Annotated in this window: 12 protein-coding genes and 2 pseudogenes; 12 read left to right on the top strand and 2 right to left on the bottom strand. The window is 72.6% G+C overall.

Annotated elements, in window-relative coordinates; genetic code table 11:
* Window position 1 precedes the first annotated feature (1 nt).
* From ACJ9NR_RS29275 to ACJ9NR_RS29310, 8 genes and pseudogenes are all read left to right on the top strand, one after another.
* The gene (locus ACJ9NR_RS29275) at window positions 2–12,796 is read left to right on the top strand and encodes an amino acid adenylation domain-containing protein (RefSeq protein WP_412491971.1); all 12,795 of its coding nucleotides are present in this window, start codon (window positions 2–4) and stop codon (window positions 12,794–12,796) included.
* The gene (locus ACJ9NR_RS29280; RefSeq protein ID WP_412491970.1) at window positions 12,793–13,695 is read left to right on the top strand and encodes an alpha/beta hydrolase; all 903 of its coding nucleotides are present in this window, start codon (window positions 12,793–12,795) and stop codon (window positions 13,693–13,695) included. Before ACJ9NR_RS29275 ends, ACJ9NR_RS29280 begins: the two co-directional genes overlap by 4 nt.
* On the top strand, window positions 13,692–14,984 hold the full coding sequence (locus tag ACJ9NR_RS29285; RefSeq protein ID WP_412491969.1) for a kynureninase: 1,293 nt from the start codon (window positions 13,692–13,694) through the stop codon (window positions 14,982–14,984). The genes ACJ9NR_RS29280 and ACJ9NR_RS29285 overlap by 4 nt, the downstream gene beginning before the upstream one ends.
* Before the next feature lie 79 nt (window positions 14,985–15,063).
* Window positions 15,064–15,624, top strand: a complete 561-nt coding sequence (locus ACJ9NR_RS29290) for a cation:proton antiporter domain-containing protein (protein WP_412491968.1) — start codon at window positions 15,064–15,066, stop codon at window positions 15,622–15,624.
* A pseudogene (locus tag ACJ9NR_RS29295) lies at window positions 15,531–15,815 on the top strand (cation:proton antiporter domain-containing protein); the annotation flags it as partial. The gene ACJ9NR_RS29290 and the pseudogene ACJ9NR_RS29295, both read left to right, overlap by 94 nt.
* Window positions 15,816–15,900: 85 nt before the next feature.
* Window positions 15,901–16,398, top strand: a complete 498-nt coding sequence (locus tag ACJ9NR_RS29300; protein WP_412491967.1) for a cation:proton antiporter — start codon at window positions 15,901–15,903, stop codon at window positions 16,396–16,398.
* 86 nt (window positions 16,399–16,484) lie between these two features.
* Window positions 16,485–16,697, top strand: a complete 213-nt coding sequence (locus ACJ9NR_RS29305) for an MbtH family protein (RefSeq protein WP_412491966.1) — start codon at window positions 16,485–16,487, stop codon at window positions 16,695–16,697.
* Window positions 16,697–17,260, top strand: a complete 564-nt coding sequence (locus ACJ9NR_RS29310) for a hypothetical protein (RefSeq protein ID WP_412491965.1) — start codon at window positions 16,697–16,699, stop codon at window positions 17,258–17,260. Before ACJ9NR_RS29305 ends, ACJ9NR_RS29310 begins: the two co-directional genes overlap by 1 nt.
* A 116-nt stretch (window positions 17,261–17,376) precedes the next feature.
* Here ACJ9NR_RS29310 and ACJ9NR_RS29315 read toward each other — a convergent pair whose 3' ends face one another.
* Entirely contained in the window at window positions 17,377–18,012 is a 636-nt protein-coding gene (locus ACJ9NR_RS29315; RefSeq protein WP_412491964.1) for a DUF6875 domain-containing protein, read from the bottom strand.
* A gap of 208 nt (window positions 18,013–18,220) precedes the next feature.
* Between ACJ9NR_RS29315 and ACJ9NR_RS29320 the strand changes: the two genes are divergently transcribed.
* From ACJ9NR_RS29320 to ACJ9NR_RS29330, 3 genes are all read left to right on the top strand, one after another.
* The gene (locus tag ACJ9NR_RS29320) at window positions 18,221–18,415 is read left to right on the top strand and encodes a ferredoxin (RefSeq protein ID WP_412491963.1); all 195 of its coding nucleotides are present in this window, start codon (window positions 18,221–18,223) and stop codon (window positions 18,413–18,415) included.
* A gap of 24 nt (window positions 18,416–18,439) precedes the next feature.
* Window positions 18,440–19,735 carry a cytochrome P450 family protein gene (locus ACJ9NR_RS29325; protein WP_412491962.1) on the top strand — a complete coding sequence of 432 codons (1,296 nt, stop codon included), beginning with the start codon at window positions 18,440–18,442 and terminating at the stop codon, window positions 19,733–19,735.
* Window positions 19,736–20,089: 354 nt separating this feature from the next.
* Window positions 20,090–20,695 (top strand): beta family protein, encoded by a 606-nt coding sequence (locus tag ACJ9NR_RS29330; RefSeq protein ID WP_412491961.1) that lies wholly within the window; start codon window positions 20,090–20,092, stop codon window positions 20,693–20,695.
* A 297-nt stretch (window positions 20,696–20,992) separates the two neighbouring features.
* Here ACJ9NR_RS29330 and ACJ9NR_RS29335 read toward each other — a convergent pair.
* Window positions 20,993–21,097, bottom strand: a pseudogene (locus ACJ9NR_RS29335) (transposase family protein); the annotation flags it as partial.
* Window positions 21,098–21,299: 202 nt separating this feature from the next.
* Here ACJ9NR_RS29335 and ACJ9NR_RS29340 point away from each other — a divergent pair.
* Window positions 21,300–22,562: an MFS transporter gene (locus ACJ9NR_RS29340; protein ID WP_412491960.1), complete on the top strand. Its 1,263-nt coding sequence runs from the start codon at window positions 21,300–21,302 to the stop codon at window positions 22,560–22,562.
* The last annotated feature ends 29 nt before the right edge of the window (window positions 22,563–22,591 follow it).

Below are 22,591 nucleotides of genomic sequence, written 5' to 3' on the forward strand. Positions count from 1 at the left end.
CATGGTGAAGCCGTCCCGCCTGGAAGACATCCTGCCGCTCAGCCCGATGCAGGAAGGGCTGCTGTTCCAGACCGAGTACGACCGGTCCGGCCCGGACGTGTACGCCGTGCAGCACACGATCGAGGTCGAGGGCCCCCTCGACGCCTTCCTGCTGCGCGGTTGTGCCGGGGCCCTGATCGACCGGCACGCCGTCCTGCGCACCGGTTTCCGTCGGGCCCGCTCGGGCCGCTCGCTCCAGGTCGTGGCGCGTACCGTGCCTCTGCCGTGGACCGAGTCCGACCTCGGCGGCCTGCCGGCCGCGCGGGCGGAGGCGGAGGGCGAGCGCCTGGCGGCGGCGGACTTCGCCGAGCGGTTCGACCTGTCGAAGCCGCCGCTGATCCGCTTCCGCCTGCTGCGACACGGCCCCGCGCGCCACCGCCTCGTCGTGACCAGCCATCACACCGTCCTCGACGGCTGGTCCACCCCAGTTCTGCTGCGCGAGCTGTTCACGCTGTACGGCGCCGGCGGCGACCCACGCACTCTGCCGCCCGTCACGCCGTACAAGGAGTACCTCGACTGGCTGGGATGCCAGGACCGGCGTGCCGCCGGGCGGGCGTGGCGGGCGGCGCTCGCCGGGATCGACACGGCGACCCGGCTCTCCGCGGCCGCCCCCCGCTCCCTGCTGCTCCCCGACCGCATCGTCCAGCCCGCCGACGCCCGGCTCACCACGGCCCTGGAGGACACAGCCCGTGGCCTCGGCGTCACCCTCAACACCGTCGTTCAGGCTGCCTGGGGCCTGGTGCTGGCCCGGGCGACCGGCCGTCAGGACGTCGTCTTCGGCGCGATCGCCTCTGGTCGGCCCGCGCATCTGCCCGGGGTCGAGTCGATGGTCGGCCTGTTCATCACGATGCTCCCCGTACGGGTGCGGTGGGCCCCGGCCGAGTCGCTGCGCGACCTGCTGACCCGGTTGCAGGCCGAACAGTCCGCGCTCGCCGACCACCACCACCTCGGGCTGACCGGCATCCAGCAGGAGGCACCGGTCGCCGACCTCTTCGACACCGCCTTGGTGTTCGAGAACTACCCCTTCGCCGACCGGGCCGTCGACGCGGGCGACGTCCGGTTCCGGCTGGTCCTCGGCGCGAGCCGTGACGCCACCCACTACCCGCTCACCCTGCTCGCCGCGCCGGGCGAACGGCTGTACCTGCGTCTCGACCACCGCGCCGACGCGGTCGACCGGGCGGCCGCGCAGACCCTGATGGACCGGCTGCACCAGGTGCTGGGCACCTTCGCCGACCACCCCGACCGCCAGGTCCGCGCGGTCGACGGGCTGCTCGGTTCCGAACGGCGGCTCGTCCTCGACCGGTGGAACGCGCCGGACGAGGCGGAGGCGGGCGCACCGGACGGCACCGGTGAGCCGGAGGGCTCCGCGCGCACCCTCCCCGAACTGTTCGAGCGGCAAGCCGCCATGCACCCGGACGCCGTCGCGGTGAGGGGCGACGGGCAACAGCTCAGCTACGCCGGGCTGAACGCTTCGGCCAACCGTCTGGCCCGCGAACTCGTCACGCACGGCGTCGGTCCGGAGACCGTCGTCGCGCTCGTCCTGCCCCGCTCGCCAGAACTGCTGACCGCGGTGCTGGCCGTGCTCAAGGCGGGCGCCGCCTACCTGCCGGTCGACCCCGAACTGCCCGACGCCCGCCGGGAGTTCCTCCTGAGCGACGCCGCTCCGCACCTGGTGCTCACCCACAGCGGCCTCGCCGCCGGCCTTCCCGCGGGCCTGCCCCAGCTCGTCCTCGACGCCCCTGACACCCGCGCACGCGTCGCCGGCCGCGCGCCCGGCGACCTGTCCGCCGGCGACCGCACCGCTCCGCTGACCGCAGACCACCCGGTCTACGTCATGTACACCTCGGGCTCCACAGGGACGCCGAAGGCCGTCGTCATGCCCGGGACGCCCCTGATGAACCTGATGCGCTGGCACCACCGCCGTATCGGGGGAGGAGTGGGCACCCGAGTCGCGCAGTTCACGGCGATCGGCTTCGACGTGTCCGCCCAGGAGATCCTGTCGGCGCTGCTCTCCGGGAAGACGCTGGTGCTGCCGGACGACGCGACACGGCAGGACGCCGCGCGCCTGGCCACTTGGCTCGACGCCATGGAGATCAGCGAGCTCTACGCGCCGAACCTCGTTCTCGACGCGGTCGCCCAAGCCGCACTGGAGCAGGGCCTCGACCTGCCGTCGCTGCGCCACGTGGCCCAGGCCGGTGAGGCGCTGACCCCGTCGAGCGCCCTGCGGACCTTCTTCGCCCGCGTCCCCGGCCGCCGCCTGCACAACCACTACGGGCCCACCGAGACCCACGTCGTCACCGGCACGACGCTGCCCGCTGAGCCCGCCGACTGGCCGACGACACCCTCGCTCGGCCGCCCGGTCACGCACACACGGTGCTACGTCCTCACCGCCGACCTGCGCCCGGCCCCGCCCGGCGTAGCGGGCGAGCTGTACCTCGGCGGCGTGGCCCCGGCCCGCGGGTATCTGCGCCGACCGGGCATGACGGCCGGGCGGTTCGTCGCCGACCCGTTCGCAGAACCCGGCGCGCGCATGTACCGCACGGGTGACCTCGCCCGGTGGACCGGGCAGGGCGAGCTGGAGTACCTGGGCCGCGCGGACCACCAGGTCAAGATCCGCGGCTTCCGGGTCGAGCCGGGTGAGATCGAGGCGGTGCTCGCCCGCCATCCCGGCGTCGGCGGCGTGGCCGTCGTACCCCGCACGGACGGCGGCCACCAGCGCCTCGTCGGCTATGTCGTACCGGCTCCCGGCACCACCGTGCTGGTGGAGGAGCTGCGCCGCCTCGCGCAGGACCAGCTCGCGAAGTTCATGGTGCCGTCGGCGTTCGTGCTGCTGGACGCGCTGCCGCTGACCCCGAACGGCAAGCTCGACCGCGCCGCCCTGCCCGCACCCGAGCGGACCGCCGCCCTGGCGCGATCCGGGCGCACACCGCAGGAGCAGATCGTCTGCGAGCTGTTCGCCCAGGTCCTCGGACTGCCCAGGGTCGGCGTGACCGAGAGCTTCTTCGACCTCGGCGGGCACTCGCTGACCGCCACCCGGCTGGCCGCCCGCCTGCGCCACACCTTCGGTGTCGAACTGAGCCTGCGCGACCTGTTCGAGGCGTTCACCCCAGAGGCGGTCGCAGCCCTGCTCGGCACGGCGGGCCCGGCCCGGCCCGCTCTGGCGCGCCGCCCGCGCCCCGAGGTGCTGCCACTGTCCTACGCCCAGCGCCGGCTGTGGTTCCTGCACAAGATGGAGGGCCCCAGCCCCACCTACAACATCCCGATGCAACTGCGCCTGACCGGGGAGCTCGACCGGGCGGCGCTGGAGCAGGCCCTCGGCGACCTGGTGGCGCGGCACGAGAGCCTGCGGACCGTCTTCCCGGAAGCGGGCGGCGTCCCCTGCCAGCGGGTCCTCCCGCCGCACGAGGCGGCACCCCGGCTGGTCACGACGGCCGTCGGCGAGGACGAACTGCCGGAGGCGCTGCGTCGCGGCGCCCGCTGCGCCATCGACCTGATGACCGATCCGCCACTGCGGGCCCACCTGTTCCGGACCGGGCCGCGTGACCACGTGCTGCAGCTGGTGGTCCACCACATCGCCGGGGACGGCTGGTCACTCGCCCCGGTCGCCACCGACCTGGCCCGCGCCTACGCCGCCCGCACCGCCGGGGCGGCGCCCGACTGGGACGAACTGCCGGTCCAGTACGCCGACTACACGCTGTGGCAGAACGAGATCCTCGGCGAGCAGCACGACCCCGGCAGCCTCCTCGCCCAGCAGGTCTCCCACTGGACCGGCAGGCTGGCCGGGCTGCCCGACGAGCTGGCACTGCCCACCGACCGGCCGCGCCCCGAGGTCGCCTCATACCGGGGCGACTACCTGACCGTGGAGTGGGAGGCCGACCTGCACCGCGCGCTCGACGCCCTGGCCCGGCGCTGCGGCGCCACCCTCTTCATGGTGCTCCAGGCGGGCCTGGCGGCCCTGCTGTCCCGGCTCGGCGCGGGCCACGACATCCCGATCGGCAGCCCGATCGCCGGCCGCGCCGACCAGGCGCTCGACGACCTGGCGGGCTTCTTCGTCAACACCCTGGTGCTGCGCACCGACACCTCCGGCGAGCCGACCTTCGAGGAACTGGTCCGCCGGGTCCGCGACACCGCCCTGGACGCCTACGCCCACCAGGACGTGCCGTTCGAATACCTGGTGGAAGTGCTGAACCCGCCCCGCTCTCTGGGCCGCCACCCGCTGTTCCAGGTGATGTTCGCCCTCCAGAACGCGCCCGAGGCCCGCTTCCGGCTGCCCGGTCTGGAGGTCGAGGTGTCGTCCGGCCGGACCGGCACCGCCAAGTTCGACCTGTTCTTCAGCATGGCCGAGCACCGGGACGCCACCGGCGCGCCGTCGGGCATCGAGGGCGCCGTCGAGTACGCCACCGACCTGTACGACCCGGATACCGTGCGCGGCCTGTTCCGCCGGTGGACCCGGCTCCTCACCCAGGTCACCGCCGACCCCTCGCAGCGGCTCGGCGAGATCGACGTGCTGGACGCGGCCGAGCGGCGCACGCTGCTTCACGACCGCAACGCGACCCGCGCCGAGGGCGAACAGGTGCCGTACACCGAGCTGTTCGCCCGGCAGGCCGAACGGACGCCGCACGCCATGGCGGTCGTCGCCGACGACGCGGAACTGACCTACGGCGCGCTGCACGAGCGGTCGAACCGGCTGGCCCGGGTGCTCGCCCGGCACGGCGCCGGACCGGGCCGGCTGGTCGCCGTCGCGCTGCCGCGCTCGGCCGACCTGGTCGTCGCGCTGCTGGCGATCGCCAAGACCGGCGCCGCCCACGTCCCGCTCGACCCGGCCCATCCGGTCGCGCGGACCGGGCTGATCCTGCGGGAGGCGCATCCCGCGCTGGTCGTGGGTACCAAGGCGACGCTGGCGGAGCTGCCAGACGGTTGCGGGACTTCGCTGGCTCTCGACGACCCGCGGGTGCGGGCCGCCGTCGCCGAGGGACCCGAGGCCCCGGACGTACGCCCCGGACCCCGGGACGCGGCGTACGTGATCTTCACCTCCGGATCCACCGGCCGCCCCAAGGGCGTCGTCGTGGAGCACGGCGCGCTGACCAACCTCCTGCTCGGCATGCGCGAGCTGGTGCCGACGGGCCCCGAGGACGCGCTGCTCGCGGTGACGACGATCGCCTTCGACATCGCCGCGCTGGAGATCTTCCTGCCGCTTGCCTGCGGGGCACGGGTGGTGCTCGCGGCCGAGGAGACGGTCGCCCGGCCCGCCGCCCTCGTCGAGCTGATCCGGCGGACCGGTGTGACCGTCGTCCAGGCGACCCCGTCCTGGTGGCAGATGGTCGCCGCCCACGACCTCGACGCGCTGCGCGGACTGTGCATGCTGGTCGGCGGCGAGGCGCTGCCGGCGCCGCTGGCCGCCCGCCTGCGCGAGACCGGCCGTGAGGTGCTCAACGTCTACGGCCCGACCGAGACGACGATCTGGTCCACCGCCGCCGCCCTGTCCGGCCGCACCGACACCGTCATCGGCCGCCCGATCCGCAACACCCGGGTCTACGTGCTGGACGCGTCACTGCGCCCGGTGCCGCCCGGCACGCTCGGCGAGCTGTACCTCGCCGGCGACGGACTGGCCCGCGGCTACCTCGGCAGGCCGTCCCTGACCGCCGGACGCTTCACCGCGGATCCCCACGGCCCCGCCGGGACCCGCATGTACCGCACCGGCGACCTGGTCCGCTGGACCGCCGACGGCCACCTGGAGTTCGCGGGCCGGATCGACCACCAGGTCAAGCTCCGTGGCTTCCGCATCGAACTGGGCGAAATCGAGTCGGTGCTCGCCGCCCACCCGGAGGTCGCCCAGGCGGCGGCCGTCGTCCGCGAGGACCGGCCGGGCGACCGGCGCCTGGTGGCCTACGTCGTGCCGGACGCCGCCGGCGCCTCGCCGGACAGCGGCCGCGACCGGGAGCACGACCAGCTCGACGCCTGGCGGGACCTCTACGACACGGTCTACGCAGCCTCCGGCCCGGTGCCCTTCGGCGAGGACTTCGCCAGCTGGAACAGCAGCTACGACGGCCGGCCCCTGCCGCTCGACGAGATGCGCGAGTGGCGCGACCACACGGTGGACCGCATCCGCGAACTGCGGCCCCGGCGCATGCTGGAGATCGGCGTCGGCACCGGACTGCTGCTGTCCCGGCTCGCCGCCGACTGCGAGGCCTACTGGGGCACGGACATCTCCCCGTCGGTGATCGAGACCCTGCGCGGCCATGTGGCCGCCGACCCGGAACTCGCCGAGCGGGTCCGCCTGCTGGTGCGCCCGGCGCACGACACCGAGAACCTCCCCGAGGAGCACTTCGACGTCGTCGTCCTCAACTCGGTGATCCAGTACTTCCCGCACGCCGACTATCTCGAACGGGTGATCAGCGGTGCCCTGCGGCTACTCGCCCCGGGCGGCGCCGTCTTCCTCGGCGACGTACGCGACCTGCGCCTGCAACGGACCTTCGCCACCGGTGTGCAGGCCGCCCGGGGGCGCACCGGCGACGACCCCGGCGAACTGCGCCGGGCCGTCGAGCACGCTGTGATCCTGGAGAAGGAACTGCTGGTCGACCCCGACTTCTTCCCCGCGCTCCAGCAGCGGACGCCCGCACTGACCGCGCACACCGTCCAGGTCAAGCGGGGCCGGGCGCACAACGAGATGACCCGCTACCGGTACGACGTCGTCCTGCGCAAGCAGGGCGCCCCGGTCCACCGGATCACCGAGACCGCACAGCGGCCCTGGCCCGCCGACGGCGCGGCCGGGCTGGCCGCGCTGCTCACCGGCGAACGCCCCGCGGCCGTGCGCGTCACCGGCATCCCGAACGGACGTATCGCCGCGGAGGCGGCCCTCGCACAGGCGGTGCGGGACGGCACCCGGCCGCCCGCCGCACCGGCCGGCGACGGCGTCGAACCGGAGGATCTGTACGAGCTCGCGGCCGCCCATGGCTACCGGGTGTGGGTCACCTGGTCGGCGTCCGACCCGAACGCCCTGGAGGCCGTCTTCGCCCACTCCGCGGCCATCCCGGCTTCGCACCCGGCGTCCGGGCCGCCGGCCGGTCTCTACCGGCCGGCCGTCTCCCCGTCCTCCCGGGCCGGCCTGTCGTCGTTCACCAACAGCCCGCTGACGGCACGCGACACCGGCGCCCTCATCGCCCGGCTGCGCGAGCACCTGCGCGAACGGCTCCCTGACTACATGGTGCCGTCAGCGTTCGTCCCCCTGAACGCCCTGCCGCTGACCCCGAACCGCAAGCTGGACCGCACGGCGCTGCCCGCACCGGACATCGTCGTCAGCGGCTCCTCCCGCGAGGCGCGCACCCCGCAGGAGGACATCGTGTGCGACCTTTTCGCCCAGGTGCTCGGTCTCGCGCGGGTCGGGGTGAACGACGGCTTCTTCGACCTCGGCGGCCACTCGCTGCTCGCCACCCAGCTCATCGCCCGGCTGCGCGCCATGTTCGGCGTCGAACTGCCGCTGCGGACGCTGTTCGAGGCCTCCACCCCGGCCGGGGTGGCCGCCCGGCTCGAGGAGGGCGGCGCGGCCCGCCCGGCCCTCGAACGCCGGCCGCGCCCGGAGGTGCTGCCGCTGTCGTACGCCCAGCGCCGCCTGTGGTTCCTCCACCAGATGGAAGGCCTGGGCGGGATGTACAACATCCCCCTCGGCCTCAGGCTGACCGGCTCGCTCGACCGCCAGGCCCTCCAAGCCGCGCTGACCGACGTCGTCGCCCGTCACGAGAGCCTGCGCACGGTATTCCCGGACGACGGGGGAGTGCCCCGTCAGATGATCCTCGCCCCCGAGTCGGCGAAGCTGGTCCTGCACGAGCGGGCGGTCACCGAGCAGGAGCTGCCGACCGCGCTGGAGCCGGCCGCGCGCTACCCGTTCGACCTCGCGACGGAGCCCCCGGTGCGCGCCGACCTGTTCCGGCTCGCCCCCGACGAGCACGTCCTGCTGCTGGTGGTGCACCACATCGCCGGAGACGGCTGGTCCCTCGGCCCGCTCGCCGGCGACCTGGCCCGCGCCTACGCCGCCCGCACCGCCGGGGCGGCGCCCGACTGGGACGAACTTCGGGTCCAGTACGCCGACTACACGCTGTGGCAGAACGAGCTGCTCGGCGACCACGACGACGCCGACAGCCTGCTGGCCCGCCAGCTCGCCTACTGGACACGCCAGCTGGCCGGTGCCCCGGCGGCACTGGAGCTGCCCACGGACCGCCCCCGCCCGCCGGTGGCCTCCTACCGGGGCGACTACGTCACCCTACGGATCCCGGCCGCGCTCCACGAGCGGCTGGCCGACCTGGCCCGGCAGACCGGCGCGACCCTGTTCATGGTGCTCCAGGCAGGCCTGTCCGCCCTGCTGCACCGGCTCGGCGCGGGCACCGACATCGTCACCGGCAGCCCGATCGCCGGACGCACCGACCAGACCCTGGACCAGCTGATCGGCTTCTTCGTCAACACGCTGGTGCTGCGCACCGATCTGTCCGACGACCCCACCTTCGAGGAGCTGGTGGCCCGGGTCCGGGAGACCGCGCTGGCCGCCTACGCGCACCAGGACGTGCCGTTCGAGTACCTGGTGGAGAAGCTGAACCCGCCGCGCTCACTGGGCCGGCATCCGTTCTTCGGCGTGATGTTCGCCCTCCAGAACGCTTCCGAGGGCACCTTCCAGCTCCCCGGCCTGGACGTGGAGATCGCCCACGGACGCACCGGCACAGCCAAGTTCGACCTGTTCTTCAGCCTCGCAGAGCAGCGTGGCGCGCAGGGCGCGGCCGACGGGATCGCCGGTGTCGTCGAATTCGCCAGCGACCTCTACGACGCCGCGACCGTACGCGACCTCTTCGCCCGCTGGGTGCGGCTGCTGGAGTCGGCGGTGGCCGGGCCGAGCCGGCCGGTCAGCGGACTGGACCTGCTGGCCGCGCACGAACGGCACGAGATGCTCGCCGCCGCTTCCGGGCCCGCCCTGCCCCTGCGCTCGGCCGGACTGCCCGGCCTCTTCGCCGCCCGGGCCGCGGCCACCCCGGACGCCGTCGCGGTGGTCGACGACGACACCACCCTCACCTACGCCGAGCTCGACGCCTGGTCCGCGCGACTGGCCGCCGTCCTGGCCGAACGGGGCGTCACCCGGGGCAGCGCGGTCGCCCTGCTCATGCAGCGCTCGCCCGCCCTGGTCGCCGCCATCCTCGCGGTGCTGCGCGCGGGGGCGGCCTACGTCCCGCTCGACTCACGCTACCCCGCCTCCCACCAGCGCCTCGTCCTGGCGGAGACCGGCAGCGTGCTGCTCCTGACGGACCCCGCCTCCCGGGCGGGCCTGGACGACTTCGGGACGCCGCTGCTGGTGCTCGACCCCCGGCCGGACCACCGCACGCCGCCCGCACCGCCCCTCGTGGAAACCGAGGGCGACGACGCGGCGTACATCATGTACACCTCCGGATCGACGGGCCGTCCGAAGGGCGTGGTCGTCACCCACCGCAACATCGCCGACTTCGCCGCCGACCCCTGCTGGCACGGCGGCGCCCAGCGCCGGGTGCTGCTGCACTCACCGCTCGCCTTCGACCTGTCGACGTACGAACTGTGGGTGCCGCTGCTGAGCGGCGGCCGCATCGAGCTGGCGCCGCCCGGCGAACTCGACGCCCACACGCTCGCCGATGTCATCACGCGGCGGCGGATCACCTCGCTGTGGCTGACCAGCTCCCTGTTCAACCTGATGGCCGACCTCGAGCCGGGCTGCTTCGCCGGCGTCGAGCAGGTGTGGGCCGGCGGCGAGCCGGTGCCCGTGGCCTCTGTGCGGCGCCTGCTGGCGGCCCATCCGCGGCTGCTGGTGGTCGACGGCTACGGCCCCACCGAAGCGACCACCTTCGCCAGCTACCACCCCGTGCCCGCCGCCGACGCCCCCGCGCTCGGCACGTCGGTGCCGATCGGACGGCCGATGGCGAACATGGACACCTATGTGCTCGACGCCGCGCTGCGGCCCGTCCCGCCGGGCGTGGTCGGCGAGCTGTACCTGGCCGGGACCGGCGTCGCCCGCGGCTACCTGGAGCGTCCCGCGCTGACCGCCGAACGGTTCGTCGCCTGTCCCTTCGGGCCGCCCGGCCTGCGCATGTACCGCACCGGCGACCTCGCCCGCTGGACCCCCGACCACGTCCTGGAGTACGCCGGCCGCGTCGACCAGCAGGTCAAGCTCCGCGGCTTCCGCATCGAGCCCGGTGAGGTCGAGGCCGTCCTGCTCGACCACCCCGGCGTCACCCAGGCCGCGGCGGTGCTGCGCCGCGACCTCGCCGAGGAGGCGCAGCTGGTCGCATACGTCGTACCCGGCGTCGCCGAACGAGACCGGCAGGCGGAGGCCGAACAGGTCGGCGAGTGGCTTCAGGTCCACGACTCCCTGTACGGAGCCGAGCGGGACGAGTCGGACGCGGCCCTCGGCGAGGACTTCACCGGCTGGGTCAGCAGCTACGACGGACAGCCCATCGCCGGCCACGCCATGCGGGAGTGGCGCGAGCGCACCGTCGAGCGCATCCGCGAGCTGAACCCCGGCCGGGTTCTGGAGATCGGTGTCGGCACCGGTCTGCTGCTCGCCCGCCTGGCGCCCGGCACCCAGGAGTACGTGGCCACCGACTTCTCGCCCACCGTCGTGGAGGCGTTGCGGCGCCGGGTGGCGGCCGACCCCGCCCTGGCCGGCCGCGTCCACCTGCGGGCCCAGGCCGCGCACGAACTCGCCGGCCTGCCCGAAGGGCACTTCGACACGGTCGTCGTCAACTCGGTCGTGCAGTACTTCCCGAACGCCGACTACCTGACCGACGTCCTCGCCACAGCCCTGCGACTGCTCGCCCCCGGCGGCTCCGTCTTCGTCGGCGACGTGCGCAACCTGCGGCTGCTGGACGCCTTCGCCGCCGGGGTCCAGGCCGCCCGGACAGGCACCCACGACCTCTCCGCGCTGCGCGACGCCGTCACCCAGACCACCCGGCTGGAAAACGAACTCCTCATCGACCCCGGCTACTTCACGGCCCTGCGGGACCGGCTGCCGGACCTGGGCGCGGTGTCCGTACGCCTCAAGCGCGGCCGGCACGACACCGAACTCACTCGCTTCCGCTACGACGTGGTCCTGCGCAAGCGGGACGGCCGCCCCGGCCCGGACCTCGCCCCCGAGACCGTGGAGTGGACGTCTGTCGCCGGGCGGTCCGCGGTGGCCGAGCGGCTCGCGTCGAAGCGGCCCGCGGCCCTGGTCGTCAAGGACGTGCCCAACCCCCGGGTCACCGCCGACGTGGCCCTCGCGGCTGCCCTGCGCACCGGCGAGCTGTCACCCGCCCCGGACGCCGACGCCGGGGTCGACGACTGGTACGAGCTGGGGGAGCGGCTGTCCTACCGGGTCGCCGTCACCTGGTCGGACAGCGCTCGCGACCGGGTCGACGTGGTCTTCGCCGACGCTGCCGCCCTGCCCTGCGCACCGGACCCCCTGCCGACCGTGCTCGGCTCCGCACCGCCCGCGTCCGGCGCAGCGGAGCCGGTGGCGCGCTTCACCAACGACCCGACCGCGGCACGCGGCGACGCCGCCCTGGTGACGTCGCTGCGCGAGTTCGCGCAGGAGCGGCTGCCCGCCTTCATGGTGCCCTCGGTGTTCGTCCCCCTGGAGGCTCTGCCGCTGACGCCGAACGGGAAGCTCGACCGGGCCGCCCTGCCCCGGCACGACCCGCGCATCGGCGCCGCCGCCCGCGCCCCGCGCACCCCGCACGAGCAGGTGGTGTGCGAACTCTTCGCCGAACTCCTCGGCGTGCCCTCCGTCGGGCTCGACGACAACTTCTTCGACCTCGGCGGGCACTCCCTGCTCGCCACCCGGCTCATCGCCCGGATCAAGTCGGCCTTCGGCGTGGACGTCGGCCTGCGCACCCTGTTCGAGTCGCCGACCCCGGCCGGGATCGCCGCCCGGATGGATCTGGACGACGCCGACAGCGGCTACGACGTCATCCTGCCGCTGCGCGCCACCGGCAACGAACCGCCGCTGTTCTGCGTGCATCCCGGCGGCGGCATCGGCTGGTCGTACATGGGCCTGATCCGCCATGTCGATCCGGACGTCCCCGTCTACGCGGTGCAGGCCCGGGGCCTGGCCCGGCCGGAGGACGAACTCCCGGCCGACATGGCGGAGATGGCCGCCGACTACGCCGACCACCTGGAGGCCGCCTTCCCCGAGGGGCCGTACCGCCTCCTGGGCTGGTCGTTCGGCGGACTGGCGGCGCACGCCCTCGCCACCGAGCTGCAACGGCGCGGGCGGACCGTGCAGTCACTGATCGTCGTCGACGTCCACCCCGGCTGGCTGGGCCTGACCCACGACGACGTGCCACCGCTGGACGACCGAAACATGCGCCCCCACCTGGAGTACCTGATGCGGCTCGTCGGTCTCGACCCCGACCTGTTCGACGCGGAGGTGTTCGTCTTCGACGAGGTCATGAAACTGCTGCGCGAGCGCGGCAGCGCCCTGGGAGCCCTGGACGAGGAACGGCTGCGCGCGATCACGGCGATCTCCGCCAACAACAACCACCTGATGATCGACTACCGGCCCGCGGTGTTCGACGGGGACATCCTGCTCCTCGCCGCCACCGACCAGCAGAAGCCCGAGGCCACCGCCGCCGCCTGGCGGCCGTACCTCACCGGAGAGGTCCGCACCCACGTCGTCCCCGGCGAGCACGGCACCCTGCTGTCCCGCCTGGGCTCGCTCACCCAGGTCGGAGCCCTCCTGTCCGCGGTCCTGCGCGAAACGGACCTCACATGACCGCGCCCTCCCACCTGACCGGGGCCCGGCTGGACCGCGCGTACTCGCCGAGCCACCTGGTGCCGAGCCTGCGGCACTACCTCGACGAGTACGCCGCCCTCAGCGCGCGGGCCCGCCGCGCCCCCGGCGTCCGCACCGGACTGCGCTACGGCCCGGGATCCGCCGAGAAGCTCGACTTCTGGCCCGCGGGACCGGCACCCGCTCCGGTCCATGTCTTCGTGCACGGCGGCAACTGGCAGGAACTCACCGAGCGCAGCTCGGCGTTCGCGGCGCTCGCCTTCCGCCGCGCCGGCGCCGCGTTCGCCGCCGTCGGCTACGGGCTCGCCCCGGTCACCCCGCTGGACGAGATCGTGGCCGGCGTGCGCCGGTGCGTCCGCTGGATCCACGAGAACGCCGACGACCTCGGCGTCGACCCGCGCCGGATACACCTCAGCGGCACCTCGGCCGGCGCCCACCTCGCCGCGATGGCCCTCGTCCCGGCCGGACCGGGCGAACCCGTGGCGGCCGAGCTGCTCGCCGGCGTCACCCTGCTCAGCGGGATCTACGACCTCGAACCGGTCAGCCGCTCCTACGTCAACGAGGCGCTGCGGCTGGACGCCGACGCCGTCCGCCGCAGCAGCCCGCCCGAACTGCTGCCGGACGAGCTCCCTCCGGTCGTCCTGGCCCGTGGCGGCGTCGAGACCGAGGAGTACGTGCGCCAGCACGACCTGATGGCCCAGGCCCTGCGAGGCCGCGGCGCGCTCGCGGCAGACGTCGTGGAAGCGCATCGCAACCACTTCGACCTGCCGTACGACCTCGCCGACCCGGCGACGCCGCTCGGCCGCGCGGTCCTGGCCCAGCTGCGGCTCCCCGACGACCGGGACGACCGCGACGACCCATCTGCAGAGGTGACCGCATGACGACCGACATCCTCCCCTCGCCGGTGAGTCGCTTCGACGGCACCCGCGAGGAAGCCGAACGGTACGACCGGGAGGACCCGCTCGGCCATCTGCGCGACCGATTCGTACACGCCGAGCCCGGCCTGCTCTACCTGGACGGCAACTCGCTCGGGAAGCTGCCCGCCGACACCCCGGACTTCGTCGCCGACGTGATCCGGGGCGGCTGGGGCCGCGGCCTGATCCGCTCCTGGAACGACTGGATCGACTGGAATCGGCGGATCGGCGACCGGCTCGCGGAGCACGTCCTCGGCGTCGGCCCCGGCGAGGTGGTGCTCTCCGACTCGACCACCGTCAACCTGTACAAGCTGGCCTGGGCGGCGCTCGATCACGCCCCCGGCCGGCGCTCCCTCGTCGTGGACGCCGACGACTTCCCCACCAACCGGTACGTCGCCCAGGGGCTGGCCCGCCAGCGCGGCCTCGACCTGCGCCTCGTGCACTCCGACCCGGACCGGGGCCTGGACCCGGAGCGACTGCGGGCCGCACTCGACGACCAGGTGGCGCTGGTCGTCCTGTCGCACGTGGCCTACCGCAGCGGTGCGCTGGCCGACATGGCCGCGGTCAATGCCCTGGCCCGCGAGGCCGGGGCGCTGGTGCTGTGGGACCTGTCGCACGCCGCCGGGGCGGTCCCGGTCCGGCTCACCGAGGACGGCGCGGACCTCGCCGTCGGCTGCACCTACAAGTACCTCAACGGCGGCCCCGGCTCGCCCGCCTTCCTCTATGTCCGCCGCTCGCTCCAGCGGCGGCTGCGGCAGCCGATCCAGGGCTGGTTCGGACAGCGCGACCAGTTCGCCATGGCGGCCGACTACGACCCCGTCGAGACGGTCGACCGGTTCCTGACGGGCACGCCGCCGATGCTCTCCACCGCCGCGCTCGTGCCCGCGCTCGCCCTGGTCGAGGAGGCGGGGGTCGACCGGCTGCGGGCCAAGGGGCGGCTGCTCGGCGAACTGGCCGTGGACCTCGCGGCCCGCTGGCTCTCACCGCTCGGCTTCCGCCTGGCATCACCCGAGGACCCGGACCGGCGTGGCTCTCACGTCACCCTGTGGCACCCGGACGCCTGGCGGATTTGCCGCGCCCTCGCGGACGACGAGGGCGTCGTCTGCGACTACCGGGAACCGGACCGGTTGCGCATCGGACCGTCCCCCGCATACACCCGTTTCACCGACGTGTGGGACGCCCTGGACCGCACCAGGCGTCTGGTGGAGAGCGGCCGGCACACCCGGCTGCCACGTGAGAAGGCACGCATCACCTGACGCCGCGTCCGAAGCCCGACCACAGGCACGACGACTGACGACCGCAGATCACCGAACCGCGTCATCGGGAGCGTACGGCATGAGTACCCATCAGGTGACCACGCTCTTCCTCGCCCTGGCCGCGATCTCACTCATGGCCTACGCCGCCGGCGCCGTGACCCGGCGGTTACGGCAGCCTCCCGTCATCGGCGAGGTGTTCCTCGGCGTGCTGCTGGGGCCGACAGTGCTGAACGGCGCCGTCTCCGACGCGTTGTTCCCCGAGGACATCCGGCCCTTCCTCACCGCCCTCGCCAACATCGGCGTGGCCCTGTTCATGTTCTCCGTCGGCGCGGAGCTGGACGCGGGTCTGATGCGCGGACGCCGGTTCGTGGCGGGCACCGTCGCGGTCGGCTCCATCATCCTGCCGTTCCTGCTCGGTGCGCTGCTCGCCCTGTACCTGTTCGACAGCCACCCGACCGGCGACCGGACGGGCTTCGTCCTGTTCATGGGAGCGGCGATGTCCGTGACCGCGTTCCCGGTGCTGGCCCGGATCCTCGCCGACCGCGCATGCAGCGCACCTGGCTCGGAACGGTCGCGCTTGCCTGTGCGGCGATCGACGACGTCCTGGCCTGGACCCTGCTGGCGGTGGTGGTGGCGATGATCGGGGCGGGCACCGGCTCGCAGTGGCTCCTGCTGCTGTTCGTGCCGTACGTCGTGCTGATGTTCACCGTCGTGCGGCCCGTGCTGCGCCGTCTCCTGGAGCACCGGCGGTTCAGCGGACCCGGCAACCCGGCCGCGATGGTCCTCACCCTCAGCACTCTGCTGCTGTCGGCCGCCTTCACCGAGTGGATCGGCCTGCACTTCATCTTCGGCGCCTTCGTCCTCGGCGCGGTCATGCCGCGGCGCACCACGCGAACCGTCGGAGGTCACCGTCCAGGTGCGCGACCGCATCTCCTCCCTCAACGACTTCCTGCTGCTGCCGATGTTCTTCATCGTCGCGGGCCTGAAGGTGGACCTGTCCGGCATGAACGGCACGGACCTGCTGCAGCTCGGCCTCATCCTGACCGTCGCGGTGGGCGGCAAGTTCGTCGGCGCCTTCGTCGTGGCACGCGCCGCCGGTATGCAGAACCGTCCGGCGTCCGCGCTCGCCGTGCTGATCAACACACGGGGCCTGACGGAACTCATCATCCTCACCGTCGGTCTTCAACTCGGGGCACTCGACGGCAAGCTGTACTCCGTCATGGTCGTGATGGCTCTCGTCACCACGGCGATGGCAGGCCCCCTGCTCCAGCTGATCTACCCCCTACGGTCGGTGCCCCCGGGCACCGGCCCGGCTGTCCCGCCGGCGGGACGGACGGGTGGCGGACAAGAGACCTTCCTCACCGGCCCGGAGCCGGATAATGTGAATTCCCAGAAGGCGCCGATCAGGGAATGACTGGCGCCCTGCGAGCGTCATTTCCGTCGCCGCGGTATTCCGCGAGAGAAATGCGTGTGTCCGTTGCCCTACTGAGGGAGCAGAGAATGTCCAATCCTTTCGACGACCCCGATGGCACGTTCCTCGTGCTCGTCAATGAGGAAGGCCAGCATTCGCTGTGGCCGGCCTTCGCCGAGGTGCCGGCGGGCTGGACCGTGGCCCTCAAGGAGACCGACCGGCAATCGTGCCTGGATTATGTCGAGGAGAACTGGACCGATATGCGTCCGCTCAGCCTCGTACGCCAGATGGGAGAAGCCTGATGGGCGACACCGTGGAGCCGTTCCTGTTGACCGAGGACGATCTCGAGGAGTCGTTCTTCGGCGAGGAGCCCAGCGTCGCGTACGACCCCGTCTTCGTCTCCGGTGACGAGTCCGGCCGTGTCCTCATCGAACTGATCAACACGCTCACGCACGGCTCCCATCCGGAGGCGGTGGACCACGCGGCCGGGCTCTACACCAACGTCGTCGGCTCGGTGGTCTTCCACCACGTCGCGCGGTTCCGCGGTGACGCCGCCCAGCGGATCCTCCAGGAGTTCGTGGAGGCCCTGAACAAGTGCGACAGCTACCGCATGCAGCTGAACGACGGCATGCAGTTCGACGTGACCAAGGCCGCCGTCGAACCGCTTGAGGACAGCGTCGGCGAGGGCGTCGTCACCCGGTGGGTGACGACCTCCGACGGTTACAGGATCGAGGGCTCCTGGGCGGTCGCCGCCAGTGGCGACATCCTCTCGTTCGTCAACGTGCGCCTTCCCGACCCGGCCGGGATCCACCGGCTGGCCCGCACCGCCCTGGAGCGCGTAGCGGCCGGCACTGCCCCCTCCTGACCGGGGCGCACAGCTCCCACCGGCGGTGACCGGCGCCCGCGGTCGCGGGCACACGAGGCGGCGGGCCCCCAACCGGGCCCGCCGCCTCGGCGTTGGCCGCGTTTGCCGGCCGCACGCTATGCCGGGTAGCCGTACGTCTGGGCCGCCCGCCGGTAGTGCTCCACCCGGAACCGGTCCTCGGTCTCCATCGCCTGCGGGGTGTAGAACTGCCCGAACTTCTCCCGGTACTTCTCGAACCAGTGCCGGTGCTCGGCGAGGAAAAAGATGTCGTGCAGGGCGATCGCGCGGATCGCCAGGACCGGGACCGGCGCCTTGCTCACCGCGAAGTCCGGGTTCCGGGCCGCCGGAACCTCACAGTTCTCGTGGAACTGTCCCACCATGAGGCCCTGCGCGACGAACTCGTCCTTCACGCGCAGCTGCGCCTCGTCGAGCAGCTTCGTGTCCTCGGAGCGCAGGTCGGGCAGGGCTACGACCATCGCCCGCAGCATGGGGTTGCGGCCCTGCCAGGAGATCAGCCCGTACTCGCGCAGACTGCTGCGGGCGATCTCCTCGATGAGTTCGGCCGTGGGCGAGTGACCGACGAACCGCACCCGTATCTCCATCGTCCGGTTCTTGCGCGAGGGCGCAACGAACGGGCAGATGGGTCCGATGCGACCGATATCCGGATGGCGGGCCGAAATGTATTCGGTCAGCCACGAGTCGACGGCGGCTAGCGTGGAGTCGATGCTGACGGCACTTTCACCGGAACTCATGAATTGCAGCCTCTCAATCAGCGCCGGCGGGCATGAATTTTCGGCGGCTTGTCCCGCTGGCGGGACAAGCCGGATTGGCCCGGGGGAGTCGCGGACCAGCTTGCCCGATCGAAACTCACTGCACTAGCGTCGACCTCACGGTGCCGATATCGATGACACGGCAGAATTTTGTGTCCCTGCCCTCCAGAGAATCAGAGGAGCCGCACCCGTGCGCATCAGCATCGATCGAGACGGCTGTATCGGGAGCGGCCAATGCACGCTGACCGCTCCCGCCCTGTTCGCCCAGGACGACATGGGAATCGTCTACGTGCTGCCCGACGGCACGGACGGCACGGACGACCCATCGGTCCGTGAGGCCGAACTGGCCTGCCCCGTGCGGGCCATCACCATCGCCGAGGACTGACGTCACGAGGAGAAGCCGAAGCGCATGTCCACGTCTCCCCCCGTTCCGGACAGCGGCCTCGACGCCGAACCGCACGCGCGGCACCCGGACCTGATGGCCGATCCGTTCGGCGGCTACGGACGCCTGCGGGAGCGGGCCCCGGTCGTGCACGGACGGTACCTCGACGGCACGCCGGCCTGGTTCGTCACGCGCCACGACGACGTCCGCGCGCTGCTGCACGACCGCCGCCTGGTCAACACCCCGGCCTCGGTACCCGGTGCGTCGGGCGACGACCCGCGGCTGAAGATGATGGACATGCTCGCCATCCCGGAGGAGCTGCGTCCCTACCTGCTCGGTTCAATGCTCGACACCGACCCGCCGGAGCACACCCGGCTGCGCAAGCGGGTGCTGCGGGAGTTCACGGCCCGCCGGGTGATGGACATGCGGCCCCGGATCGAAGAGATCGCCGGCCGGCTGCTGGACGCCCTGCCGCAGCAAACCGTCGATGGGGTCACGGACCTGCTCGCGCACTACGCCTATCCACTGTCGATCCAGGTCATCTGCAAGCTGGTGGGCGTCCCGGAGGCGGACAGCGACAAGTGGCAGCAGTGGGGCGAGGATCTGATCGCCATGCGGCCGGAACGTCTCGCCACCTCATTCCCAGCGATGATCGAGCACACCCACCGGCTGATCGGGAAACGCCGTGCCGACCTGAGCGACGACCTGCTCAGCGGACTCATACGGGGCCAGGACGCGGCGGAGGGCGGCATCAGCGACATGGAGCTGGTCACCTTCGTGGTGACCCTGGTCCTCGCCGGCCACGAGACGACGGCACACCTCATCAGCAACGGCACCGCAGCGCTGCTCTCCCACCTCGACCAGCTCGCCCACCTGCGCTCCGACCCCGAAGGGATGCCGGGCGCGGTGCACGAGCTGATGCGATGGTGCGGTCCGGTCCAGACGAGCAGGCTGCGTTACGCCGCTGAAGACCTGGAGATCGCCGGCACCCGGATCCCGCGGGGCGACGCCGTGCTCCTCGTCTTCGTCTCGGCCAACTTCGATCCGCGCCGCTACACCGATCCGGACCGCCTCGACCTGCGCCGACACCCCTCCGGCCAAGCCGAGAACCACCTCGGCTTCGGCCACGGGATCCACTACTGCCTGGGCGCCTCCCTCGCCAGACTCGAAGCCGAGATCGCCTTCGGCTCACTGTTCGACCGCTACCCGGACGTCGGCCTCGCCCTGGAACCGGCTGAACTGGAACGGCGCGAGCGCATGCAACTGCCCGGACAGTGGCGCCTGACCGCGCTGCCGGTGGTTCTCCAGCCCGGCCGTCCCTGAGCCCGGACCACCTCCTGCGGTGCCCGCTCTCCGTCTGCTCCGCGCTTTCGGCGCCTGCGGCGTGGGACGGGACGCAATCGACGGTGAGAGCGAGGATCGCGGTGACCACCTCCGCAAGCGCGGCCGCAGGTCCCCGTGCCCCGGGCTGACCCTGCGGGCGGTGGCTGTACGACGTCTCCCAGGGAGAGCGCATCGATGAGGTCCATCACGAAGCGCACTCTGTGCGCCACACCGTCACCAGGTACTTGAACACATCGGCCATGCAGGCCGAAATTGCTCTCTTTTCAAGTGTTTCGAGGCGAACGGACCCTGGTGGGAAGGGATGCGCAGGGACGGTGCCGAGGGGGAGCCGCGATGTCCGGACCGCTCTATGTTCCCGTTCTACCGACACGGCCGCACGCGGCCGGGGCGTGCCGACGATTGTGGCCTGACGTCCGTGCAGCGATCAGGCCGCTGTGGAACCTGCCACCATTGCCCGGAGCGCCCCCGGAGACGCTGGCCACGCCGGTCGGCAGGTACGTTGATCCGGTGAGTGCGGTGAGCCGTCACGGAGGATGGATCGACGCTCCCTTCGGCGAGGATGCCCAAACCGCTGCCCTTGCCGAAGCGCTGTCCGCCTACTGCGAGTTGGGGCGACTGCGACCGGTCACCGGACCGGAGCGGACCGAGGCGCAGGAGACAGCGGCTGTGGAGACGGCCCGGCGCTGTCTGCGCGGACTGGGGGTCCGGGTACGGGTCACGGGCGAGTGGGACGACCACCTCGGGGATGACGTCCGGAGCCTGCTGGCCCGGACTGGTCCGGAGGTGCCCGTGGATCTGCTGCTCGACATGGGCGCGGTCCTCGATGGCCGGCCCGACGCAGGCAAGGAGGCGCTGCGCGCCCTCGACACGCTGATGCCCTTGGCGGTCTGGCGGAGCGCCGCTCTGCTGGGAGGGGGCATCGGATTCCGTCGGTCGTGACGCTCGCGGCCCTCACGGACTCCCTGGTTGGGCGGGAAACCTTGCCTGACCTGCAGTTTCCCTGATGAGGCTCCGGTCGACATCTTTCCGATGACGCACCACCTGGAGTGCGTGGCGATTCTGGAGCCGGCGGACAAGGGTGCCTGACTGCGGTTTCGTCGCCCCGGCGGGTTGCTCGACCCTGCCATGGAGGCCATCCGTGACGCCCAGGACCGGGCCGAGCTGAAGGTCTGACGCCCAGGACCGGGCCGAGCTGAAGGTCGATGACGTCCTGGCCGAGCTCATGGACAGCGATGCGCGGTCGGCTGCGGACCTGGACACCGCGAACAGCGGTGCCAGCTGGTGCAGGGTCAGGTCAGTCCGCCCGTACGCGGCGACCAGCAGTACGCGGCCCTCGGGTGGCCATCCCATCCACAGCGTGGATGACCCGGATACGGGATTCGGATCGCCCAGGGGATGGCACCGGCGCTTCGGCGCCCCCATAGTCGTCGCTACCGCACGCCGCTGTCCGGATGGCGCCGGCGTGCGAGCTCCCCCAGCATGCCGTGCGCCGTCGGCGCCCGTGAGGCATGCCCACTCCCTCACACCGCCCCGTGGAGTCGCCATGCCCGGTTCCGTGCCCCCGCCGCCTCACGCGGCGGTCGATGCCACCGCTCCGTCAGCCGTCGCCGTCTCGGGCCCGGCCCATCTGCTGCGGGTGACCCTTCTGATGGCGGGCAGCTGTCTGCCGATCCTGGGGGCGGTGCTGATCGCCCCGGTACTGCCGAAGATGCAGGACCACTTCGCGTCGGTCCCGGGGGCCGAGGCGCTGGTGCCCCTCGCGCTGACCGTCCCGGCGCTGGCGCTGCTGGCCCCGTTCGCCGGGGTGATCGTGGATCGGGTGGGCCGCAAGCGCCTGCTGGTCGTGGCGACCGTCCTGTACGCGCTGTTCGGCACGGCACCGCTGTGGCTGGACTCGCTGGGCGGAATCATCGCCAGCCGCGCCCTGGTCGGCGTCGCCGAGGCCGCGATCATGACCTGCTGCACGACTCTGATCGGCGACTACTACAGCGGTCACCGGCGGGTGAAGTACCTCGCCCTGCAGACCATGTGCGCCTCCGCGTCGGCCACCGTCTTCTTCGTGCTCGGCGGCGCCGCCGGATCGGCGGGCTGGCGTGTGCCCTTCTGGGTCTACGCCGTGAGCCTGGCGCTCGCCCCGCTGATGGCAACCGTCCTGCCCCGCCCGGCGGCCCGTGCGGACGGCGACGCGCCGTTGGCCGCGGCGGAGGCCCGCCGCTCGTTCCCCTGGCGGCAGTTGGGCGGCGTCTGTGCCCTCACCTTCTTCGGGGCGATGGTGTTCTACACCGTCCCGGTGGAGATGTCGTACCTGCTCGACGACCTCGGGGTGGAGAACACCGGCGTGATCGGACTGGCCACCGCGGTCGCCAGTGCCGCGACCGTGGGCGGAGCGGTCACCTTCGCCCGGCTCCGGCGTTCTCCCGCCCCGATGCTGCCCGCCGTCTTCGCGGTCTGCGCGGTCGGTTTCGGGGTGATGTTCCTCGCGGGCAACGCCCCGCTGCTGGTCATCGGGGCGGTCGTCAACTGTGTGGGTACCGGCATGCTGCTGCCCGCCCTTCTCACCAGTGCCATGTCCCGCCTGGCGTTCGAGGACCGCGGCCGCGGGACGGGGCTGTGGACGGCGGCCTTCTTCGGCGGTGAGTTCGTCTGCCCGCTGGTGCTGCTCGCCGGGGAGTCCGCGGCCGGCAGTCTCGCCGGTGCGGTGGGCGTGCTGGGGCTGGCCGCCGCCTTCGTCGCGGCGGGGCTGTGGGCGGCCCGCCGCCGGGTGGGCGCCGTCGATCCCCGGCCGTTGCCGGAGCAGTTGGCCTGAGGGCGTGCGGGAGGACCACTGAGAGCGCG

The sequence above is a fragment of the Streptomyces sediminimaris genome, assembly GCF_047049295.1.
Taxonomy (GTDB): domain Bacteria; phylum Actinomycetota; class Actinomycetes; order Streptomycetales; family Streptomycetaceae; genus Streptomyces; species Streptomyces sediminimaris.

Excerpts from the sequence above, each read along its gene's own strand:
- ACJ9NR_RS29330 (WP_412491961.1), top strand. The coding sequence starts at position 20,090 with ATGTCCGGACCGCTCTATGTTCCCGTTCTACCGACACGGCCGCACGCG.
- ACJ9NR_RS29325 (WP_412491962.1), top strand. The coding sequence starts at position 18,440 with ATGTCCACGTCTCCCCCCGTTCCGGACAGCGGCCTCGACGCCGAACCG.
- ACJ9NR_RS29305 (WP_412491966.1), top strand. The coding sequence starts at position 16,485 with ATGTCCAATCCTTTCGACGACCCCGATGGCACGTTCCTCGTGCTCGTC.
- ACJ9NR_RS29280 (WP_412491970.1), top strand. The coding sequence starts at position 12,793 with ATGACCGCGCCCTCCCACCTGACCGGGGCCCGGCTGGACCGCGCGTAC.
- ACJ9NR_RS29285 (WP_412491969.1), top strand. The coding sequence starts at position 13,692 with ATGACGACCGACATCCTCCCCTCGCCGGTGAGTCGCTTCGACGGCACC.
- ACJ9NR_RS29340 (WP_412491960.1), top strand. The coding sequence starts at position 21,300 with ATGCCCGGTTCCGTGCCCCCGCCGCCTCACGCGGCGGTCGATGCCACC.
- ACJ9NR_RS29310 (WP_412491965.1), top strand. The coding sequence starts at position 16,697 with ATGGGCGACACCGTGGAGCCGTTCCTGTTGACCGAGGACGATCTCGAG.
- ACJ9NR_RS29290 (WP_412491968.1), top strand. The coding sequence starts at position 15,064 with ATGAGTACCCATCAGGTGACCACGCTCTTCCTCGCCCTGGCCGCGATC.
- ACJ9NR_RS29275 (WP_412491971.1), top strand. The coding sequence starts at position 2 with ATGGTGAAGCCGTCCCGCCTGGAAGACATCCTGCCGCTCAGCCCGATG.
- ACJ9NR_RS29315 (WP_412491964.1), bottom strand. The coding sequence starts at position 18,012 with ATGAGTTCCGGTGAAAGTGCCGTCAGCATCGACTCCACGCTAGCCGCC.